The organism is Chitinophaga sp. OAE865, assembly GCF_040546735.1.
GTDB lineage: Bacteria > Bacteroidota > Bacteroidia > Chitinophagales > Chitinophagaceae > Chitinophaga > Chitinophaga polysaccharea_A.
Window position 1 is genome coordinate 472168 of record NZ_JBEPOF010000001.1, and the last position, 18442, is coordinate 490609.

Genomic DNA, 18442 nt, shown 5'->3' on the forward strand with positions numbered 1-18442 from the left:
AAAAAAATAAAAGCAGGGCGTGTAGACACACACTCTGATTTGCTGTTCACTTGTTATTCTATCTTTAATGCGTTTACCGGGTTCCTGACAGCTGCTTTCAATGTTTGTACCCCAATGGCCAGCAACGCAGTTAGTGCTGTTATGAGGGCCGACAGTACAAACATCCATGGTTGCAAATGAATACGGTATGCAAACTGTTGCAGCCACTGTTGCATCAGGTACCATGCCACCGGCGATGCGATCACCAATGCGATCATCACCAACCGGATAAACTCTTTTGATAATAATGCAGTGATCTGGACTACACTGGCTCCCAATATTTTACGCACACCTATTTCACGTGTTCGTTGTTCTGCCGAAAAAGCAGCCAGTCCCAGTAGCCCCAGCGCCGATATCAGCACCGTAAGTACTGTAAACCATCCGAAGATACCGGCCAACCGGTCTTCCGCAGTATACAGCTTGCTGAAAACTTCATCCAGGAAGGTATAATGAAAAGGCTCCTGCAGGTCGTATGCTGCATATATTTTCTTTATCTGCGCTATGAGGGCGGGGATATTCTGTTTCGGCGCCACTTTTACAAACAGGCAACCGGGGCTCTCTGCGCCCCACAAAGCAGAGTTATCTTTTTCTATCTTAATGCCCAGCGGAGTAATTGCAGCATGTAATGATTTGTAGTGAAAGTTCTTTACTACGCCTATCACCTCCACCTTTTTATCACCTAAAGAAATGTGCTTGCCAACAGGCGACCCTGTAAATCCAAAGCTTTCCACTGCCGATTCGTTCAATACAATTTTTCCCGGCAGTCCCAGCTGTGTTATATCTGCCGGTGGAATTTTCCACCGGAGACCGGTTAGGCCAAACAGCGATGTATCCATACTGAGCATAGACAGCGCCATTGGCGGACGGTTATTCTCTCCCATCACAAACCACATATCATAACCGCCATACAAGGGGTAGCGGGCTGTGGCTGTTTGCTGCACACCGTTCAAAGCGGCCACCTGCTGACGGTAAGCCTGGTAGTGGTTTCCCATAGAGCCCTGGAATGGCAGCATCAACACATTATCCTTATTGATACCCGTTGCGGCGTGACGGAAAAAAAACAGCTGCCGGTTTATAACAATACTGCAAATGATAAGCACTGCCGCAGTTCCAAACTGTATTACCGTAAGTACTTTTCTTACTGAAGCCCCACCGCTCACGCGGCTCATCTTCCCCGATAAAACAGTAACAGGATTATAACGGGAAAGAATAAACGAAGGATAACTGCCCGCTGCCAGTATGGTAACCAGCAATAAAGCCGCATAGATCAACAGTACCAGCGGGTGGTAGAGAAAGCTCACATCTACCTTCAGTTCCAGCAGGTTAAAAAACCAGGGGCGCAGCAGCTGGCATAGCAGTAACGCCAGGCAGAAAGCGAAGAAAGCATAAAGGGCTGATTCCACATAAAATTGCTTAGCGATACTTTCATGATCGGCGCCCAGCGATTTCCGTACGCCTATTTCACGCGCTCGCACTGTAGCCCGGGCGGTAGAGAGGCTCATATAGTTGATCAGCGCCATCAACAGGATTAATGCTGCTACCAGCGGAAATAACTTCAGGTAACGGAGATCAGTAAAATGCGTGTCCGTGTGAATGCTTCTTATAGGTGTTAACACCGCCCGGCCCTGGTCTAAACGCGCCGTAACCTGGCGGTCGATGTTCCGGGCTACAGCCGCGGCATGAGAGGGATCATCCAGCTTCAGGAACACTTTAAAAAAGATCCCTGCAAATCCGCGCTCCTCCGTAATTATATTACGGTATGCCTCAATACCTGCCATACTGGAATAAGACAACAGTATATTTGCCTGAATACTGGAATTGGAAGGCGCATCAGCCATTACACCGGATACCTGGAAAATATATTTACCATTGTATCGTAACTGTTTACCAATAACATCCGTGCCTCCAAAATATTTTCTTGCAGTGGAAGCCGAAATTACAGCGGTAAAGGGTTGTTTTAGTACTTCGTTTTTATTACCCGACAGTAAAGGGAAAGAAAAAAAACTGAAGTAGTTGGCATCCGTAAACCAGGTATCAGGTTCTTCACTCTTTATATCCCGATTGGCTGCATTCTGTATAATGATGGATTCACTGGCCAGGTTACCCATACGGACAAAGCTTTCCACCGCGGCATTCTGTTGCCGGATAGTTGGCGCAGCGGTAGCGTTAAAGCGCTCGATCTGCATAGTATCTTTTTCCAGCTTAATCTTTTCCATTAAGGAATAGATCCTGTCACTGTCTTTATGAAAACGATCGTAGCTCAGCTCATGCGCTACATACAGCATGATCAGCATACACGCACACAAACCGGCTGCCAGTCCACCGATATTGATGAAACTGTACAGCTTTCTTTTTACAAGATTGCGCCACGCAAGTTTTATGTAGTTCAGTAACAGCATAGTTAATCGTTTCTCAGGCTATTTACCGGGTTCACTTCTATGGCTCTCCAGGTTTGTGAAAAAATAGTAACCAGCGCCAGGAACACCAGGAATAAAAAGCTCCCCAACATAGCCAGAATACCCGTACTTACCCGGTAGGCAAATATCTGCAGGAAAAACACACTGCTGATATATCCCAATGGCAGGGCAATACAGCCGGCGATAAGAATCAGTTTTATATAATTTTTCGACAACAGTATTAACAAGCCCGTAGCACTGGCGCCCAACACTTTACGGATACCTATTTCCTTCCTGCGGGTAAACGAGGTATAAGCTACAATACCCAGCAGGCCCAGGGCGGCTATCATGGTAGTAATAAATACCAGGAACCCTAACATGGAAACTACTTCTCTCCCATTGCGACTCAGTAATTGCTCGTCCATCCATTCTGCCGAGAAGGTTTCCCCGGGGTGCATGGCCGTCCATATTTTCTTCACATCAGCCACCTGCTGCTCCTTGTTTCCCTTCAGCATCGATAACTGTAACTGGTGGAATTCAGCGGGAACAAACCGGATGGCCATCGGTCGGATATTCACTTCTATGGGCTGGTAATTGAAGTCTTTTATGACGCCAATAATACTTACCGGCAGGGAATCCGACAGGAACAGTGTTCTTCCAATGGCATCTGCCGGGGATTTCAGGCCCATCACACTAACGGCCTTTTCATTCACAATAATATATTGTTCTTTTTCTGCAGATGCCGATTCGGGGAAAGTACTTCCTGCCAGCAATTTCAGGTGCATGGTTTTAATAAAGTCGGCATCCCCGGCATAATAACCAAATTCCATCCTGTTTTTGCCTTCACCGGTACGGATAACACAGAAGCTGCAATGCCTCGGCATTCCCAGTGTTCCTGAACTGGCGGTAGCTGTTTCCACCTCTTTCAGTTGCATCATCCGCTCTTTCATCCGTTGAAAATCCACATCGGCCAAGGGGACATTCAGTATATCCCTGCGGTAAAAGCCCATGTCCTTAATGGCTTTGTAATGGAACTGCCGGTATACGGTAACCAGGAAAATAATAGCGGTTAGCGATAGCGAAAACTGGATCACAATGAGCGACTTCCTTAATCCCAGTCCGCCAAATAATTTAATATCGATCAGGTCCTTTAATACTTTTGCCGGTTGAAAGGAAGACAAGGCCCAGGCGGGGATAGCCCCTGCCACTATGCCTATAGTGATGCTGAACAAAAAGAATAATGTTAGCAGGTGGGGATCCAGCAGGTTATTATCCGGCACCGGCAACCCGCTGAAATGAGTGGCCTGCATTATCATTAACAGCAAAATGGCCATGATCAGCGCCAATATGCACATGATAACGGATTCTACTATAAACTGCAGGAATATCTGCCAGCGCTGGGCGCCGTTTACTTTCCGTACTCCCACCTCTTTGGCACGCTGTAAAGAACGTACAATGGATAAATTGGTATAGTTAAAACAGGCGCAGATGATCAGGCCCAGGGCCACACCTATTTCGGCGAGGACCTTCCCCCAGGGCGGACCGCTACCTATATCGTCCATCATTTCCCTTGATGGAGTGATTTTGCCCAGCGCCTGTGGCTCAAATGCCATGCTGCCCTGGCCTTTCTGCACCAACCCATCGTACCGGTGCGCCTGGTCTTTCAGCGCAGCCTCCAGCGCCGATACTTTTTCACCCCTGCGCAACACTACGTAAGTGTAACTACTCTGTACCACATCCCAGTTATTCAGTTTATCCGGCAATACCTTGCTTTCCTCCAGCAACGGTACAGACGACATGGCCGCAAATGCCTCAAAGTCGATATGCGATTTTGAAGGAGCCGGCTCCATTACCCCACTAACGATAAAACTGCCAAACCGGTCGAACCGGATCACCTTTCCCATTGGATCGGTAGCACCAAAAAAGCGTTGGGCTGTTTCTGCAGTGAGCACAATGCTGTTAGGGGTAACCAATGCCGTGCGGGGATTGCCCGCAGCCAGCTTAAAACCAAACACCTCCAAAAAGGAAGGGGTTGCAAAAGCCCCATGGATGTTTATCTTCTTCTTATCTATCTTTCCTTCTCCATTTAACACACCATATAAAGTAGCTTCATTTTCAACAGCGGCATAACTACTTTTTAATGCAGGCCCCATGGGCAAGGGAACACTTGCCATATGGTACTTTCTTCCATCGGGCGTTTGCGCGTGCGTAGTGATCCGCCATGTGCGTGAGGCCGCCGGGTGAAAATTATCATAGCTTAAGTTTTCACGTACAGATATCAGTACGATCAGGCATACCGACATACTCACTGCCAGCCCGGCGATGTTGATAAAAGTAAACAACCTTTGCCGCTGCAGATTTCTGAATGTTATGACGATATAACGCTTAAGCATATACTATTCTGCTTTTAAAGAATTTACAGGATTTGCCAGGGCCGCTTTCACCGACTGGAAACTCACTGTTGCCAGGGCTATCACTATCGCCAGTATACCGGCAACGATAAAGATCCAGGCAGATAAATCAGTATGATACGCGAACCCGGACAACCAGTTATTCATCATATACCAGCTGACAGGAGTAGCCAGTAAGATACCGATAAGCACCAGGGTAAGGAATTCTTTCGACAGTAAACTGGTAACGTTCATTACAGAAGCACCGAGAACTTTCCTGATGCCGATCTCTTTTTTACGTTGCTCCGCAGTAAAAACCGACAACCCGAACAGGCCCAGGCAGGAAATAAGCACTGCTACCACTGCGAATACCTGCGCCAGTTTACGCAGCATCGTTTCCGATCTGTACATGTTGTCAAAGGTTTCATCGAGAAAATGATAATCCATTGGATAACCGGGATTCAGCCTGGTAAATACTTTTTCCACGGCGGCTACCTGGGCGGGCACATCTCCTTTCGACAGGCGAAGCATCATGTAACTGTTTTGCTTTGGCTCTAGCATTAACACCAGCGGCGAAATATTTTCCCTCATGGAAGCAAAGTGGTAGTCTTTTACTACACCGATGACAGTACCTTTTCCTTTCCAGAAGCTGATCTGTTTTCCTACGGGGTGGGTCATACCCATTACACGGGCAGCCGTTTCATTGATAATATAAGCTCCGGAGTCCGAAACAAAGTCCCGCGAAAAATCACGGCCTTCCTTCATTGCCATTCCCATAGTGGAAACATAATCATAACCCACCAATTGCGGCGCCGTATTCACTACCAGTTTATCCGGTTTTCCTTCCCAGCTAAGGTCGGCACTTGTTCCGTCAATTGACAGTGGCAGGAAATTATTGTAGGTAAACGATTTTACCTGCGGCAGCTGTGCCAGCGATTGTTCAATAGCGTCCTGGTTGGCAGCAAAGCCCTCATCCAGGGATATATACATCACATTTTCCTTATCCATTCCCAGGTTACGGTGGTAGATATACTGCATCTGGTTGTAGATCACCACGCTGCCCACAATAAAAATAAAAGAAAGCACAAACTGCAGCACCACCAGGTTCTTACGGAACAGCGACGCTCCTCCTTCACTGCTCAAATCTCCCTTCAATACTTTCACCGGCAGGAAACGGGATAACACAAAAGCCGGGTAACTGCCTGCCAGCAGACCGGTTACTATTATCACTCCCAGCAATAACAACAGGTATTTACCGGTAACAGGCAGCGTAAATGTAATATGCTTACCTGTAAAATTATTAAATGCCGGCATCAGCAAATACACCGCTATCGCTGCGGTAACAGCTGCCACAGCGCACATCAGGATGGCTTCCCCGGTAAACTGTAATATCAGTGAAAGCCTTGAAGCACCCATTGATTTTCGCACACCCACTTCGCGGGCTCTTTTAGAGGCCTGCGCTGTAGAAAGGTTCATAAAATTGATACAGGCAATAGCCAGTACAATAAGGGCGGTGATAAAGAACAGGCGTACGTATTCTATCCTTCCGCCAGCGACTTTCCCGTTTTCATATTTTTCATGCAGATAGATATCGCGGAAAGGTTGCAGCCATATTTCGTTCTTTTTATCGGGACTAACTGTAGCGTAATGCTGCTGCATTTTTGCAGTGAGGCGGGAAATATCTGTGCCTTCTTTTACCACCATATAATTAAATACGCTGTAACTGCCGGGCTTCAGCAGCCATGGATCTTCCTGCAGGGTAAGCGCAAAGGGAAGTATAAAATCGAACCGGATAGATGATGCAGCAGGTACATCTTTCACAATAGCAGTTACCTGAAATGCTTTATTATTTCCTACATTAATTATCTTTCCTACAAGATCAGTGGTACCATAGTATTTTCTGGCAAATGATTCGGTCAGCACAATGGAGTTGGGCTGAGCCAGTGCAGTATGCTTATCTCCCGCTACTACAGGAAAGTCCATTTCCTCCAAAAGATTGGAAGTAGCGAAGATGTAATTTTTTTCCAGGCCATATTGCTGCTCTTTTTTAAACAGCATATTGGCATTGGTAACACGAACTTTCACATTTGCTGTTATTTCCGGGAAATTATTTTTCAGATCATCTCCCAATATAACAGGCGTAACGCCCATAGTACGTATACCACCCCAATCAACATTTGCCTGCAAGCGGTAAATATTCTTCCCGTTCGAATGAAATTTATCGACGCTGTATTCGTCCAATACCCAGCAAAGGATAAACATACATACGGCCATTCCAAAAGCCAGACCGGCAATGTTCACGGCAGCAAAGAACCGGCTTCTTTTCAGATTCCTCCAGGCAATACGGAAATAGTTCTTAATCATGTTTATTCAGATCTAAGTGATTTAACCGGGTTCATTAATGCCGATCTGACCGACTGAAAACTGACTGTTCCCAATGCAATCAGCACTACAATAACGGCAGTGAGCACAAATACCCACCACTCGATATGTATCCTGAATGCAAAATGCTGCAGCCATTTTTCCATACCGTACCAGGCTATGGGAGAAGCAATACAGATTCCTATTAAAACCAGTTTGAGAAAATCTTTCGATAACAACAGGGAAATATTGGCAACAGAAGCACCCAGTACTTTACGGATACCTATTTCTTTTGTGCGTTGCCGGGAAATGAGCATAGATAATCCCAGCAGGCCCATACAGGCTATAAAGATGGCGAGGCCGGAGAAAATACCGAATAACTTTCCTAACGTGCGTTCCGAAACATACCGTGCCTGGATATCATCTTCCACAAAGGTGAAATTAAACGGCACATCAGCAATAATACTGTTCCAGGCCGATTCCACACGCTTCATGATGGCTTTCTGATCGCCCGCAGCCAGCCGCAGGGTGATAATGGCTACTTCATCCTGCCTTACCATGTAAATGATGGGATCTACCGGTGATTGCAGGGAACGGAGGTTAAAATCTTCCACTACGCCTATAATAGTGCCGTGCCTGCTCATATATCCGGGCCTCCACTCAATTCTTTTTCCTACCGCATCGTCCTTAAATCCCAGTTGTTTCGCAGCTGCCTGGTTAATGATATAGGCATCAGTTGAATCGGTTGACAGGGCCGGGTTAAAATCACGGCCGGCCACCAGCCTGATACCGGTTGTTTTAAGCAGGTCGAAATCCGACTGGATAATCCCGGCTACAAAGCCGTCTTTATCATCCTGTCCTTCACGTACCACAGGATTATTATTAAACACGCCGCTACCCATTAAAAAATTATGCATAGAGGCCTGCTGTACACCGGACTGGTTTAGGAAAGCCGTTTTCAACAATGTTGTTTTAGCGCCATCCACACCAGAGAGGTATACATTTACAAGATGTTCTTTATCGAACCCAAGATTCTTTGTTTGCCAGTAACGGAGCTGGGAGAATACAACAACAGTGGAGATGATGAGCGCCACCGCAACAGCAAACTGCGCTACTACCAGTCCTCGGCGGATGAACACCCGTGAGTCTGAAGTAATAAAATTGCCTTTCAATACCCGCACAGGTATCAGCCCGGATAAATAAAGCGCCGGATAACTGCCGGCGATGAGGCCAACAACCAGCACCAGCAATAACAAACCACCATATAAAAAACTATCTGCAGAAGAAAGCAACAACAGGTTTTTACCGGTAATTGTGTTAAACAGGGGCATCACCAAACCCACCAGCAGAATAGCCAGCAGGAAAGAGATAACGCTGATCACCAGCGATTCCGTGAGGAACTGCAGGATAAGGCTCTTTCTTTCGGCGCCCAGTACTTTCCGTAATCCTACTTCCCTCGCTCTTTCATGGGCTCTTGCCGTGGTAAGGTTCATAAAATTGATACAGGCAATGAGGATCAGGAAAACAGCAATAGCGATATACAGCCAGATCAGCGGGGAATTATCAAGACCTCTATCGCCTTCCGGGTGCAGATGTACATTCCGGATAGGCTGCAGCTCCAATGCAAATTGTATATTATGCCGTTTCAGTATTCCACCGATATGGGTAGATACAAATGTTTGCAGTTCTTTAGTGAGCTTAGCGGGGTCTGTATGATCATTTAGCTGTACATAAGTAACATTATTGCTGAACATAAACCACTGGGCTTCCATATCATTTCCACCTTTTAATGCTTCTTTGAGCATGGTAGAAAGCGATACCATCATGGTCATCCGGAGATCCGTATTCGCAGGAAAATCTTTTGCCACACCGGTTACTGTACAACTATAGGAGTTGCCTACCTTGATCAGCTTTCCGATGGGTGACGTATTCCCAAAATATTTTTTTGCAGCAGATTCGGTAAGTACAATGGAATAGGGTTCTTTTAAAACAGTGGCAGAATTGCCTTCCAGCAAAGGATAATTGAACATCCGGAAAAAGGCTTCATCTACAAACCCTGAATTTTCTTCCCAGATCTTTTTATCGCCCACTGTATAAAGCGTATTTCCCGGCGCGAAAATACGCACAGCTTCTTTTATGCTGCTGATCTCCTTTTTCAGGTTGGGGCCAATGGGAAACTGGGTGGCAGCGCCATATTCCGCAGTACCTGCCTGTCGTATGGATTGAGTGGTAACACGGTAAATATTATCCGCGTTATGATGGAACCTGTCAAAACTCAGCTCATCACGCACATACAGCGCAATCAGTATACAACAGGCCATGCCTACCGCAAGCCCGGAAATGTTGATCACCGTAATAAGCTTGTGACGTTGTAAATGGCGGACAGCAATTTTGAAATAATTCCGAAACATCATGATGTGGTTTTAGAATGGCGGAAAAAAAATCACACATGAAACTGTTCCTTGATATTCTCAGTTACCACGCGTCCGTCGAACAGGTTGATAATACGGTGGGCAAACCCGGCATCGTACGGGGAGTGCGTTACCATGATCAGGGTAGTACCGGCATTGTTCAGCTCCTGCAACAGTTTCATTACCTCTTCCCCGTTGGTGGAATCCAGGTTACCCGTGGGCTCATCCGCCAGGATCAGGTTGGGTTTGGCTACTACGGCGCGGGCAATGGCCACCCTTTGCTGCTGACCACCGGACAGTTGTTGGGGGAAGTGATTGCGACGGTGCATGATGTTCATGCGTTCCAGTACTTCTTCCACCTTTACTTTTCTTTCAGCGGCTGGTACTTTCAGGTACAAGAGGGGTAACTCTACATTCTCAAACACTGTTAACTCATCGATGAGGTTAAAGCTCTGGAATACAAATCCAATGGAGCCCTTGCGGAGCTGAGCCCTTTGTCTTTCACTCATACGCGCTACCTCTTTATCCCAGAAGTGATACTCACCATCGCTGGGGTTATCGAGCAGGCCCAAAATGTTCAGCAAAGTAGATTTGCCGCAACCGGAGGGGCCCATGATCGCTACAAATTCCCCATCCTGCACTTCCATGTTAATACCGTTGAGGGCAGTGGTTTCTACCTCTTCTGTTGTAAACAGCTTCTGTAAGTTAACAGTGCGTATCATAAGTGTTTGTGATTTTAAATACTAGTTTATAAAAAAATGGATGAATACTAAAAAGATAAAACATCTTTATTTCCGAAATTCTCATAAGAGGAAGTAATTACCTGGTCGCCTGGCTGCAGGCCTTCCAGTACTTCAAAATATAGCGGATTTTTACGGCCCAGTGAAATATTCCGTTTTACTGCACGGTTGCCGCTTTTATCCACTACATATACCCAGTTGCCACCGGTGTCGGAGAAAAAGCCGCCGAGCGGTAAAAGGATGGCTTCGGCCGACTTGCCCAATACAAGACGGATAGGAGATGATTGTCCGCGGCGGATGCCCTCAGGCATATTCTTCTCAAAGGTCATATCCGCCTGGAAGCGGCCGCTTTTTACTTCCGGATATACCTTGGTAACCACCATGTCGTAGGATTTACCATCAAATTCAAAGGTGGCTTTCAGCCCTGCAAATACCTGGGAAACATAGTGTTCATCGATATCGGCACGTAACTTAAAACCGTTCAGGTCATCGATCTGGCCGATATTCTGCCCCGCGGTGATGCTGGACCCTACTTCCACATCAATGGAAGAAAGCTGCCCGGAAACTGGGGCGCGCACAATCAGGCTGTTCAGGTTTTCCCTCATCAGGTCAAGGTTGCGCTGGGTTCTGGCCAGGGTGCCCTCCAGCTGGGTTATCTGCATTTTGGCATTGTCCTGCTGGTATTTTTGGGATTGCAGCTGGATGTCTCTCTGACGCAGGAGCCCTTCCAGTTCAAACTTGTTTTTATTAAACTCCTGCCGGGCCACGATCTTCTCTTCCACCAATTGCTTGTTCCGGTCGTACAGATCCTGTGCAGCCTCTATTTTGGCATCAATATCCGAGATAGTCTGTTGCATGGTGAACTCCTGTTGACGGATGCTCAGGCGGGTATTCTGCAGCTCATTGCGTAAGCGGTAGATCTCTGTTTCATGGTTTACGAAGTCCATCATCATGTGCTGGTTATCCAGCCGCAGGATAGAATCACCTTCTTTTACCATGCTTCCCCCCTCCAGGTATTTCCGGCTCACATATCCACCTTCAATGGCATCCAGGCGGATGGTTTTCAAGGGCATTACTACCGCGGTAACGGCAATATATACATCAAAGGTTCCTTTCTTTACTGTAGAGATGGTGATCTTGTCCTTTTCTACATTCAGGGTAGCCCGGTGATCCGCAAAAAGCAGCGTATACAACAGCAGCATTACTACCGCGGCGCCACCACCTATCATCAGGATGCGCTTTTTATTCCAAAACTTCTTTTCTAATTTTCTGTCCATGTTTTTTAGCGAAAAGTTTGCTGCCCGGAGAAAGTCAATCCACATGCCAAAGCTGAAAACACTTCACCAGAAACGTTTTCAACGAAAAACGATTAAAAAAAACGTCCTTTGCCGGACAAGCGGTGTCCATAATCGGACACTTTTAAAAGTTCCTGAAATTAGCTGTGGGTTTGAAAAAATCTTTGTTTAATATTGTCAACTATTCACCATTCGCATATGACTACCATGCAACCAGGAAAAATTTTAATTGTTGATGATGATGTGGATGTTTTACGTGCTGCCCGCCTGTTACTCAAAAGACACTTCGAACAGGTTGATTTTGAGAAGAATCCGCAGAAAATACCCTATCTCGTGTCCAACTTCGATTACGATGTGATCCTGCTGGATATGAACTTCACGCGTGACCTGAGCAGCGGCAAGGAAGGCTTTGAATGGCTGGACCGTATCCTGGACATAAAACCGGAAACGGCAGTTGTTTTATTCACCGCCTACGGCGACGTGGAAATGGCCGTAAGAGCTATCAAGGCCGGCGCTGTTGATTTTGTGCTCAAACCCTGGGAAAACGAAAAGCTCCTGGCTACCATCCAGAATGCCTATAACAAGCGTGCCGCGCAACAGGATAAACCACCTGCTGCCGTACATCATCCGGGCAACCAGGTAATTGGTAAAAGCCCGGGCATGCTCACGGTATTTGATACCGTATCCAGGGTAGCCGCCACAGACGCCAATATCCTCATCCTCGGTGAAAACGGCACAGGTAAAGATATGCTCGCCCGGCAGATACACGCCCAGTCGAACCGCAGCAACAAACCCTTTGTTAGCGTTGACCTTGGCGCCATCAGCGAAACCCTGTTTGAAAGTGAGCTGTTCGGCCATGTAAAAGGCGCCTTCACCGATGCCCGTGAAGACCGCGCCGGCCGGTTCGAAGAAGCCAACGGCGGCACCATTTTCCTGGATGAGATCGGGAATATCTCTATCCCCTTCCAGGCCAAACTGCTTACCGTATTACAAAACAGGTCCGTTACAAAAGTAGGCTCCAATAAAAGTATACCCATTGACGTTAGACTGATCTGCGCTACCAATCGCAACATTTCACATATGGCTGCGCAACACCTGTTCAGGCAGGATCTGCTCTACCGCATCAATACCATCGAAATACAACTGCCGCCACTGCGCGAACGGGTGGACGATATCATCCCGCTGGCAGAACATTTCCTGCAGCTGTACCGCGATAAATACAAACGCCCGGTAAACAGCATGCATGAATCACTCATTACCCAGTTGCAGCGGTACGATTGGCCAGGCAATATCCGCGAGCTACAGCACGCATTGGAAAGAGCAGTGATCCTGTCGCAGGGAAAAACCCTTCAGCCTAAAGATGTATTTGTGAAAAGTAACAACAACTCCGACCAGTCGATGGATACCGGCTACAACCTGGAAGAAATGGAGCGGAACATTATTTCACAGGCCATGAAAAAGTGTAATGGTAACATCACGGAAGCTGCCAAAGAACTGGGACTCAGCAGGGCTGCACTTTACAGACGACTGGAAAAATATAACCTATAGCAGAAAGCAGAAGGGGTAAAGCAAAAAGCTCCTGCATAATATGTTTAACGATACGTTTTTATTTTTTCAAAACAATAGCTTTTTTGCTTTCGCTTTCTGCTTTAAGCTCTTAAAACCATGAATCGCTTCAGCATTAATATCAGCTTACGGGTCATCCTGCTGGCGGCTACCCTAACAGCAGCCATCTGGTTGTATATGCACAATATGCAACCCCTTACCTTTCTCCTTATCCCCCTGATATTGATACAGCTGTATGGCATCTACTATTATCTTAACCGGATCAACCGGAAGCTTACACTGTTCCTGGAATCTATACGCTATGAAGATTTTTCTATCCGCTTCAGCGCCGATAACAAACTGGGCAAAAGCTTCAGTATGCTGAACCACCAGTTCAATGAAGTGTTGGAAGCCTTCCGGCAAACCAGGGCAGAAAAGGAAGCCAACCTGAAATATATCGATACCATTGTACAACACATCAGCATAGGCGTATTGTCGTTTGATACAGAAGGTAAAATAGAGCTTATTAACCCGGCGGCTTTCCGGCTGATGGGCATCTACCGGCTACGCAATATCCACGAGCTGAAAACAGTGCACCCGGGCCTGGCCGAATTACTGATGGAGTTGCCTTCCGGTAACAAAACACTGTATGCCACGCGACAGGAACAACAACTGTCTATACACGCTGCCACCGTGCGTTTGCAGGGCCGGCTCATCAAGCTAATCTCTATTCAGAACATCCATTCCGAACTGCAGAAAAAAGAACTGGAAGCCTGGCAGAACCTCACTAAAATATTACGCCATGAAATCATGAATTCCGTAACGCCTATTGTGTCGCTGATTGGTACCATGCAGGAAATTGTAGACCTGGATATTGCTCCCGGCGCACAGCACCAGGAAGGCATTTCCGACTTACGTGAAGCGCTGCAAACAGTGGAAAGCCGCAGCAAGGGGATCATGAACTTTGTAAATGCTTACCGCGATTATACTACGCTTCCGCAACCGCAGTTTACCAATGTAAATGTAAGATCTCTTGTAAACTCCGTTAGCAGCCTTTTCCAGGCAGATATGAAGCAGGCGGGCATCCGGTTTTCGGTAGAAACAGATGCCGAAAACATGGAAATCCATGCAGATATATCGCAGTTGCAGATGGTGCTGATCAACCTGGTTAAAAATGCGATGGATGCACTGGAACAAACTCCCCAGGCAGCCATCAGTATGAAACTGTATCTTAATAACGTTCAGCAGATCTGTATCGAAATCACTGATAACGGCCCTGGTATTGATGCAGAGGCGATGAACAAAATATTCATTCCCTTCTTTACGACCAAAAAGAAAGGATCCGGCATTGGCCTTAGCCTCTCACAACAGATCATACAAATGCATGGCGGGCAGCTGAAGGTGATAAGCCCGGGCATTAACGGTAACGGCACTACGTTTTATATCCTGTTGAATACTTAGGAGAAATATTGTAAATTACCGGTACAATTCCCGTTTTACATGTTGCGCCCTAAACACCTTATTGTTTATTTCCTTGCACTACTGGCTGATATTCTGCTGATTGCCTTTGACAAAGAAGAATACCGGTATGCAACCAAGCCGCTGCTGATGATTTTACTGGCAGTGTACACGTTGTATACCAACATAAAAATGCCCCGCTCCTTCCGTATTTTTTTATTGCTTGCCTTATTTTTTTCTTCTCTGGGAGATGATCTGTTGTTGTTCGATCACTTGTTTTTGCCCGGGCTGGGCAGCTTCTTTATAGCGCAGATCATGTACTGTATCTTCTTCCTGAAAATACGGTACAGCAATTTGCCGGTACCTTTATGCAGGTATCCGTATATCTTGCTGAATGCAGCAGTGATTATCCTGTTCCTTTTATTCCTGCTGCCACACCTGGGCAGCCTGGCCGTACCCGTTATTGCATATGCCATTGCGCTTTTCTTCCTGGTACAATGCGTGCTGCATGCCTTTCATTTCAGCCGGCAACCAACCGGCTGGTATTCTCTCGTTGGCGCCATATTATTCGTGATCTCCGATGCGCTGATAGCCACAGGCAAATTCTATCGCCCGCTCCCAGCCGGCGATATCCTCGTGATGCTCACCTATGGTTTTGCCCAATGGGGGCTTGTGTATGGCAGCACTGAGTACTTCCGGGTAAAAATTAACCGGTAATGCTTATTTTTGCTTTACTATGCAGCAAACAGATTTTCTTGTCATCGGTTCAGGAATTGCGGGGCTCACTTATGCGCTCAAGGTATCACAACAATGTCCGGATAAAAAGATTACTATCATCACAAAAAGCCGGGAGGATGAAACCAATACCAAGTACGCCCAGGGCGGCGTGGCGGTGGTAAATGACCTGGAGAATGATAGTTTCGAAAAACATATAGAGGATACCCTCATTGCCGGTGATGGCCTCTGTAATGAACAGGTGGTAGAGATAGTAGTAACCGAAGGCCCTGAAAGAGTGAACGAGATCATTGAATGGGGCGCTAATTTCGATAAAAACGCCGACGGCGACTTCTCCCTCGGCCGCGAAGGCGGGCACTCAGTTTTCAGGGTGATCCACCATAAGGACGTTACCGGCAAGGAAATAGAACGCGCACTGCTGGAAGCGATCCATCGCCGTCCGAATATTGAACTGATCACTCACTGCTTTGTGGTAGACCTCATTACCCAGCATCACCTGGGATACCTGGTCACCAAATCCACCCCGGATATAGAATGCTACGGGGTATACGTATTAAATCTTACTACCAATAAAATAGAAAAGATCCTTTCCAAAGTAACCCTCCTGGCTACCGGTGGCAATGGCCAGGTATACCGCAGTACCACCAATCCCAACATCGCTACCGGCGATGGCGTGGCCATGGTGTACCGTGCAAAAGGCCGTATCGAAAACATGGAGTTTATCCAGTTTCATCCTACGGCACTTTACCAGCCGGGTGTAAGCCCTTCGTTCCTCATCACAGAAGCAGTGCGGGGCGACGGCGGTATCCTGCGCAATATTCATGGCGAGGACTTTATGCACAAGTATGATCCGCGCTTGTCATTGGCCCCCCGCGATATCGTAGCCAGGGCCATCGACAGTGAAATGAAGATCACCGGTACCGAGCATGTTTATCTCGACTGCCGCCATATGGACCTGGAGAAATTCATTCATCATTTCCCCAACATCTACGAAACCTGTAAGGCAGCAGGGATCGATGTAGCGCAGCAAATGATCCCCGTATCACCAGCTGCACATTACAGCTGCGGCGGTATCAAAACCAATGAATGGGGGCTCACCTCTATCCGTAACCTGTATGCATGCGGCGAATGCGCCAGCACCGGGCTTCATGGAGCCAACCGCCTTGCTTCCAACTCGCTGCTGGAGGCAATGGTATTTGCACACCGCTGCTTTATGGATGCCACCAGCAAAATAGACCTGCTGGAATTCAAGGATAATGTTCCCGACTGGGATGCCACCGGCACCAGCGCGCCCAAAGAAATGATCCTGATCACCCAGAGCCTGAAAGAGCTGAAGCAGATCATGAGCGATTATGTAGGGATTGTAAGAACAGATGTACGTTTACAACGTGCCCTGCGCAGGCTGGATATCCTCCACGAAGAAACGGAAGACCTCTACGAAAAAACCATGGTATCGCCGCAATTATGCGAACTGCGTAATCTTATAACCGCGGGATACCTGATCGTAAAAGGCGCCGCCTTCCGTAAAGAAAGCCGTGGACTGCATTTCAATACCGACTATCCGTATAAGAGCGAGCTGGTACAAAACATTGTGCTGTAAGCCAAACGGCTGTCTTTCATTACCTTTGCGCTGGATTTACAACAATCAGGAATATGTATTATCTGCTGCTTGCTTTTTGCTATAGCCTTTCCATATTGCCTTTCCCGGTGCTTTACTTCATCAGCGATGTATTATACGTGCTGGTGTACTATGTGATCGGGTATCGCAGGAAAGTAGTGATGGAGAATCTGACCCAGGCTTTCCCTGATAAATCGAAAGAAGAGATCACCCTGCTGGCTAAAAAATATTACCACAACCTTACTGATATGATGGTGGAAACCATCAAGTTGCTAACCATGAGCAAGGCACAGCTGCAAAAGCGGTTCCGCTGTGATCTTACCGTGTTGCATGAACTGTATGCGCAGGGTAAGAGCTGCCAGCTCCACCTGGGGCATAATTTCAACTGGGAATGGGCCAACCTGTTTTGTATGCAGGGTGTGGCGTTTCCTTTCCTGGTAGTGTATATGCCGCTTACCAGCAAGCCCGCCGACAGGATGTTCCGTCACTTCAGGGAAAAATTCGGCACCATTCTTATTCCCGCCAACGATATGGGTAACAGCATGCGGGCATGGACCAACAAACAATATTTAATTGCCCTGGTGGCCGATCAGAATCCAGGCAATCCGCGCAGCTGCTACTGGTATCCTTTCCTCAATAAAATGACACCGTTTTACAAAGGCCCTGAAATGGGCGCTAAAAGAAGCAATATACCGGTGGTATTTGTAGATATCCGTAAAGTAAAGAGAGGATATTATCACGCTTCTCTGAAGCTTGCCTTTGAAGACCCCCAGCTGGAACCGGATGGAGCTATTACAGAAGCTTTTGTAAAATATCTCGAAAAAAATATCCACGAACAGCCCGAAGTATGGGTATGGAGCCACCGGCGCTGGAAACATGAATATAAAGGGAAGTAATTTTTCCGGGAGATGAATACTTCTTTATCTTCTCTCCGCTTCACGCTCTTCTACTTTACCTGTACATTATTCGTTACTTTCTTTGCCGGGAACTGTTGTGCTATCTGCAGCATGTTACGAACGTTTTTCTTCCTCACGCTTCCGCTGAGAATAACTTCTCCATCCGAAACAGTAACTGTTATATTATTAAACCTCCGGGCAGCGTAAACAGAATCGAGTGAACGTTTCAGAATAACGTCCCGGTTAGGCGCCGCTTCCACTGCCGGCGCCGGTGGTGGGGGCGGAACTGCTATGGTCGTTTTCACAGTAATGTTATCCTGTACAGCTGTCATTCCTTTCAGTCCTTTTAACGCATCTTCAGCGGCCGATTTGGCCACTTCATCACTCACTTCACCACTGAGTATCACTACCCCGTTTTTCACGTCTGCTGTGATACCGGGAATATGACTCAGCTTCTCATTCACTTCTTCCCTTAATTTCGCATCAGAAGGTTTACAGGCGAACATTCCTGCGCTTATAAATATTAATAAGGCTATTGCCAGGGTTTTGCTTGTCATG

At 46.9% G+C, this 18442-nt stretch carries 12 protein-coding genes; 5 read left to right on the top strand and 7 right to left on the bottom strand.

The features are described from left to right. Window positions 1-53 precede the first annotated feature (53 nt). Genes ABIE50_RS01995 through ABIE50_RS02020 form a run of 6 tightly spaced genes read right to left on the bottom strand, consistent with a single transcriptional unit; the run spans window position 54 to window position 11614 of the window. Window positions 54-2438: an ABC transporter permease gene (locus ABIE50_RS01995; protein ID WP_209856537.1), complete on the bottom strand. Its 2385-nt coding sequence runs from the start codon at window positions 2436-2438 to the stop codon at window positions 54-56. A gap of 2 nt (window positions 2439-2440) precedes the next feature. After that, a complete protein-coding gene (locus ABIE50_RS02000) occupies window positions 2441-4828 on the bottom strand; it encodes an ABC transporter permease (protein WP_209856535.1) in 2388 nt (795 codons plus the stop codon). Between the two features lie 3 nt (window positions 4829-4831). Continuing rightward, window positions 4832-7189 (bottom strand): ABC transporter permease, encoded by a 2358-nt coding sequence (locus ABIE50_RS02005; RefSeq protein ID WP_209856533.1) that lies wholly within the window; start codon window positions 7187-7189, stop codon window positions 4832-4834. 2 nt (window positions 7190-7191) lie between these two features. Continuing rightward, window positions 7192-9600: an ABC transporter permease gene (locus tag ABIE50_RS02010; RefSeq protein WP_209856526.1), complete on the bottom strand. Its 2409-nt coding sequence runs from the start codon at window positions 9598-9600 to the stop codon at window positions 7192-7194. Window positions 9601-9629: 29 nt separating this feature from the next. Next, the gene (locus ABIE50_RS02015) at window positions 9630-10319 is read right to left on the bottom strand and encodes an ABC transporter ATP-binding protein (RefSeq protein ID WP_209856524.1); all 690 of its coding nucleotides are present in this window, start codon (window positions 10317-10319) and stop codon (window positions 9630-9632) included. A gap of 47 nt (window positions 10320-10366) precedes the next feature. Next, window positions 10367-11614 carry an efflux RND transporter periplasmic adaptor subunit gene (locus ABIE50_RS02020; RefSeq protein WP_142684744.1) on the bottom strand — a complete coding sequence of 416 codons (1248 nt, stop codon included), beginning with the start codon at window positions 11612-11614 and terminating at the stop codon, window positions 10367-10369. A gap of 225 nt (window positions 11615-11839) precedes the next feature. Between ABIE50_RS02020 and ABIE50_RS02025 the strand changes: the two genes are divergently transcribed. The 5 genes from ABIE50_RS02025 (at window position 11840) to ABIE50_RS02045 (ending at window position 17884) form a co-directional block, all read left to right on the top strand. Further along, window positions 11840-13180, top strand: a complete 1341-nt coding sequence (locus tag ABIE50_RS02025; RefSeq protein WP_354027844.1) for a sigma-54-dependent transcriptional regulator — start codon at window positions 11840-11842, stop codon at window positions 13178-13180. A 117-nt stretch (window positions 13181-13297) separates the two neighbouring features. Next, window positions 13298-14638 (top strand): sensor histidine kinase, encoded by a 1341-nt coding sequence (locus ABIE50_RS02030; RefSeq protein WP_142684743.1) that lies wholly within the window; start codon window positions 13298-13300, stop codon window positions 14636-14638. Between the two features lie 39 nt (window positions 14639-14677). Then, window positions 14678-15352 carry a lysoplasmalogenase gene (locus ABIE50_RS02035; RefSeq protein WP_209856519.1) on the top strand — a complete coding sequence of 225 codons (675 nt, stop codon included), beginning with the start codon at window positions 14678-14680 and terminating at the stop codon, window positions 15350-15352. Between the two features lie 19 nt (window positions 15353-15371). Then, window positions 15372-16970, top strand: a complete 1599-nt coding sequence (gene nadB, locus ABIE50_RS02040) for an L-aspartate oxidase (protein WP_209856517.1) — start codon at window positions 15372-15374, stop codon at window positions 16968-16970. A 53-nt stretch (window positions 16971-17023) separates the two neighbouring features. Further along, complete coding sequence (locus ABIE50_RS02045) at window positions 17024-17884, top strand: lysophospholipid acyltransferase family protein (protein WP_209856516.1); 861 nt, start codon at window positions 17024-17026, stop codon at window positions 17882-17884. Window positions 17885-17934: 50 nt separating this feature from the next. Here the strand turns inward: ABIE50_RS02045 and ABIE50_RS02050 are convergent, their stop codons facing one another. Then, window positions 17935-18441, bottom strand: coding sequence for a BON domain-containing protein (locus ABIE50_RS02050; RefSeq protein WP_209856514.1), 507 nt, complete (start codon window positions 18439-18441; stop codon window positions 17935-17937). Window position 18442 lies beyond the last annotated feature (1 nt).

Coding starts and splice junctions, on each gene's coding strand:
- ABIE50_RS02020 (WP_142684744.1), bottom strand. CDS start 11,614: ATGGACAGAAAATTAGAAAAGAAGTTTTGGAATAAAAAGCGCATCCTG.
- ABIE50_RS02030 (WP_142684743.1), top strand. CDS start 13,298: ATGAATCGCTTCAGCATTAATATCAGCTTACGGGTCATCCTGCTGGCG.
- ABIE50_RS02045 (WP_209856516.1), top strand. CDS start 17,024: ATGTATTATCTGCTGCTTGCTTTTTGCTATAGCCTTTCCATATTGCCT.
- nadB (WP_209856517.1), top strand. CDS start 15,372: ATGCAGCAAACAGATTTTCTTGTCATCGGTTCAGGAATTGCGGGGCTC.
- ABIE50_RS02015 (WP_209856524.1), bottom strand. CDS start 10,319: ATGATACGCACTGTTAACTTACAGAAGCTGTTTACAACAGAAGAGGTA.
- ABIE50_RS02035 (WP_209856519.1), top strand. CDS start 14,678: ATGTTGCGCCCTAAACACCTTATTGTTTATTTCCTTGCACTACTGGCT.
- ABIE50_RS02010 (WP_209856526.1), bottom strand. CDS start 9,600: ATGATGTTTCGGAATTATTTCAAAATTGCTGTCCGCCATTTACAACGT.
- ABIE50_RS02000 (WP_209856535.1), bottom strand. CDS start 4,828: ATGCTTAAGCGTTATATCGTCATAACATTCAGAAATCTGCAGCGGCAA.
- ABIE50_RS01995 (WP_209856537.1), bottom strand. CDS start 2,438: ATGCTGTTACTGAACTACATAAAACTTGCGTGGCGCAATCTTGTAAAA.
- ABIE50_RS02050 (WP_209856514.1), bottom strand. CDS start 18,441: ATGACAAGCAAAACCCTGGCAATAGCCTTATTAATATTTATAAGCGCA.
- ABIE50_RS02025 (WP_354027844.1), top strand. CDS start 11,840: ATGCAACCAGGAAAAATTTTAATTGTTGATGATGATGTGGATGTTTTA.
- ABIE50_RS02005 (WP_209856533.1), bottom strand. CDS start 7,189: ATGATTAAGAACTATTTCCGTATTGCCTGGAGGAATCTGAAAAGAAGC.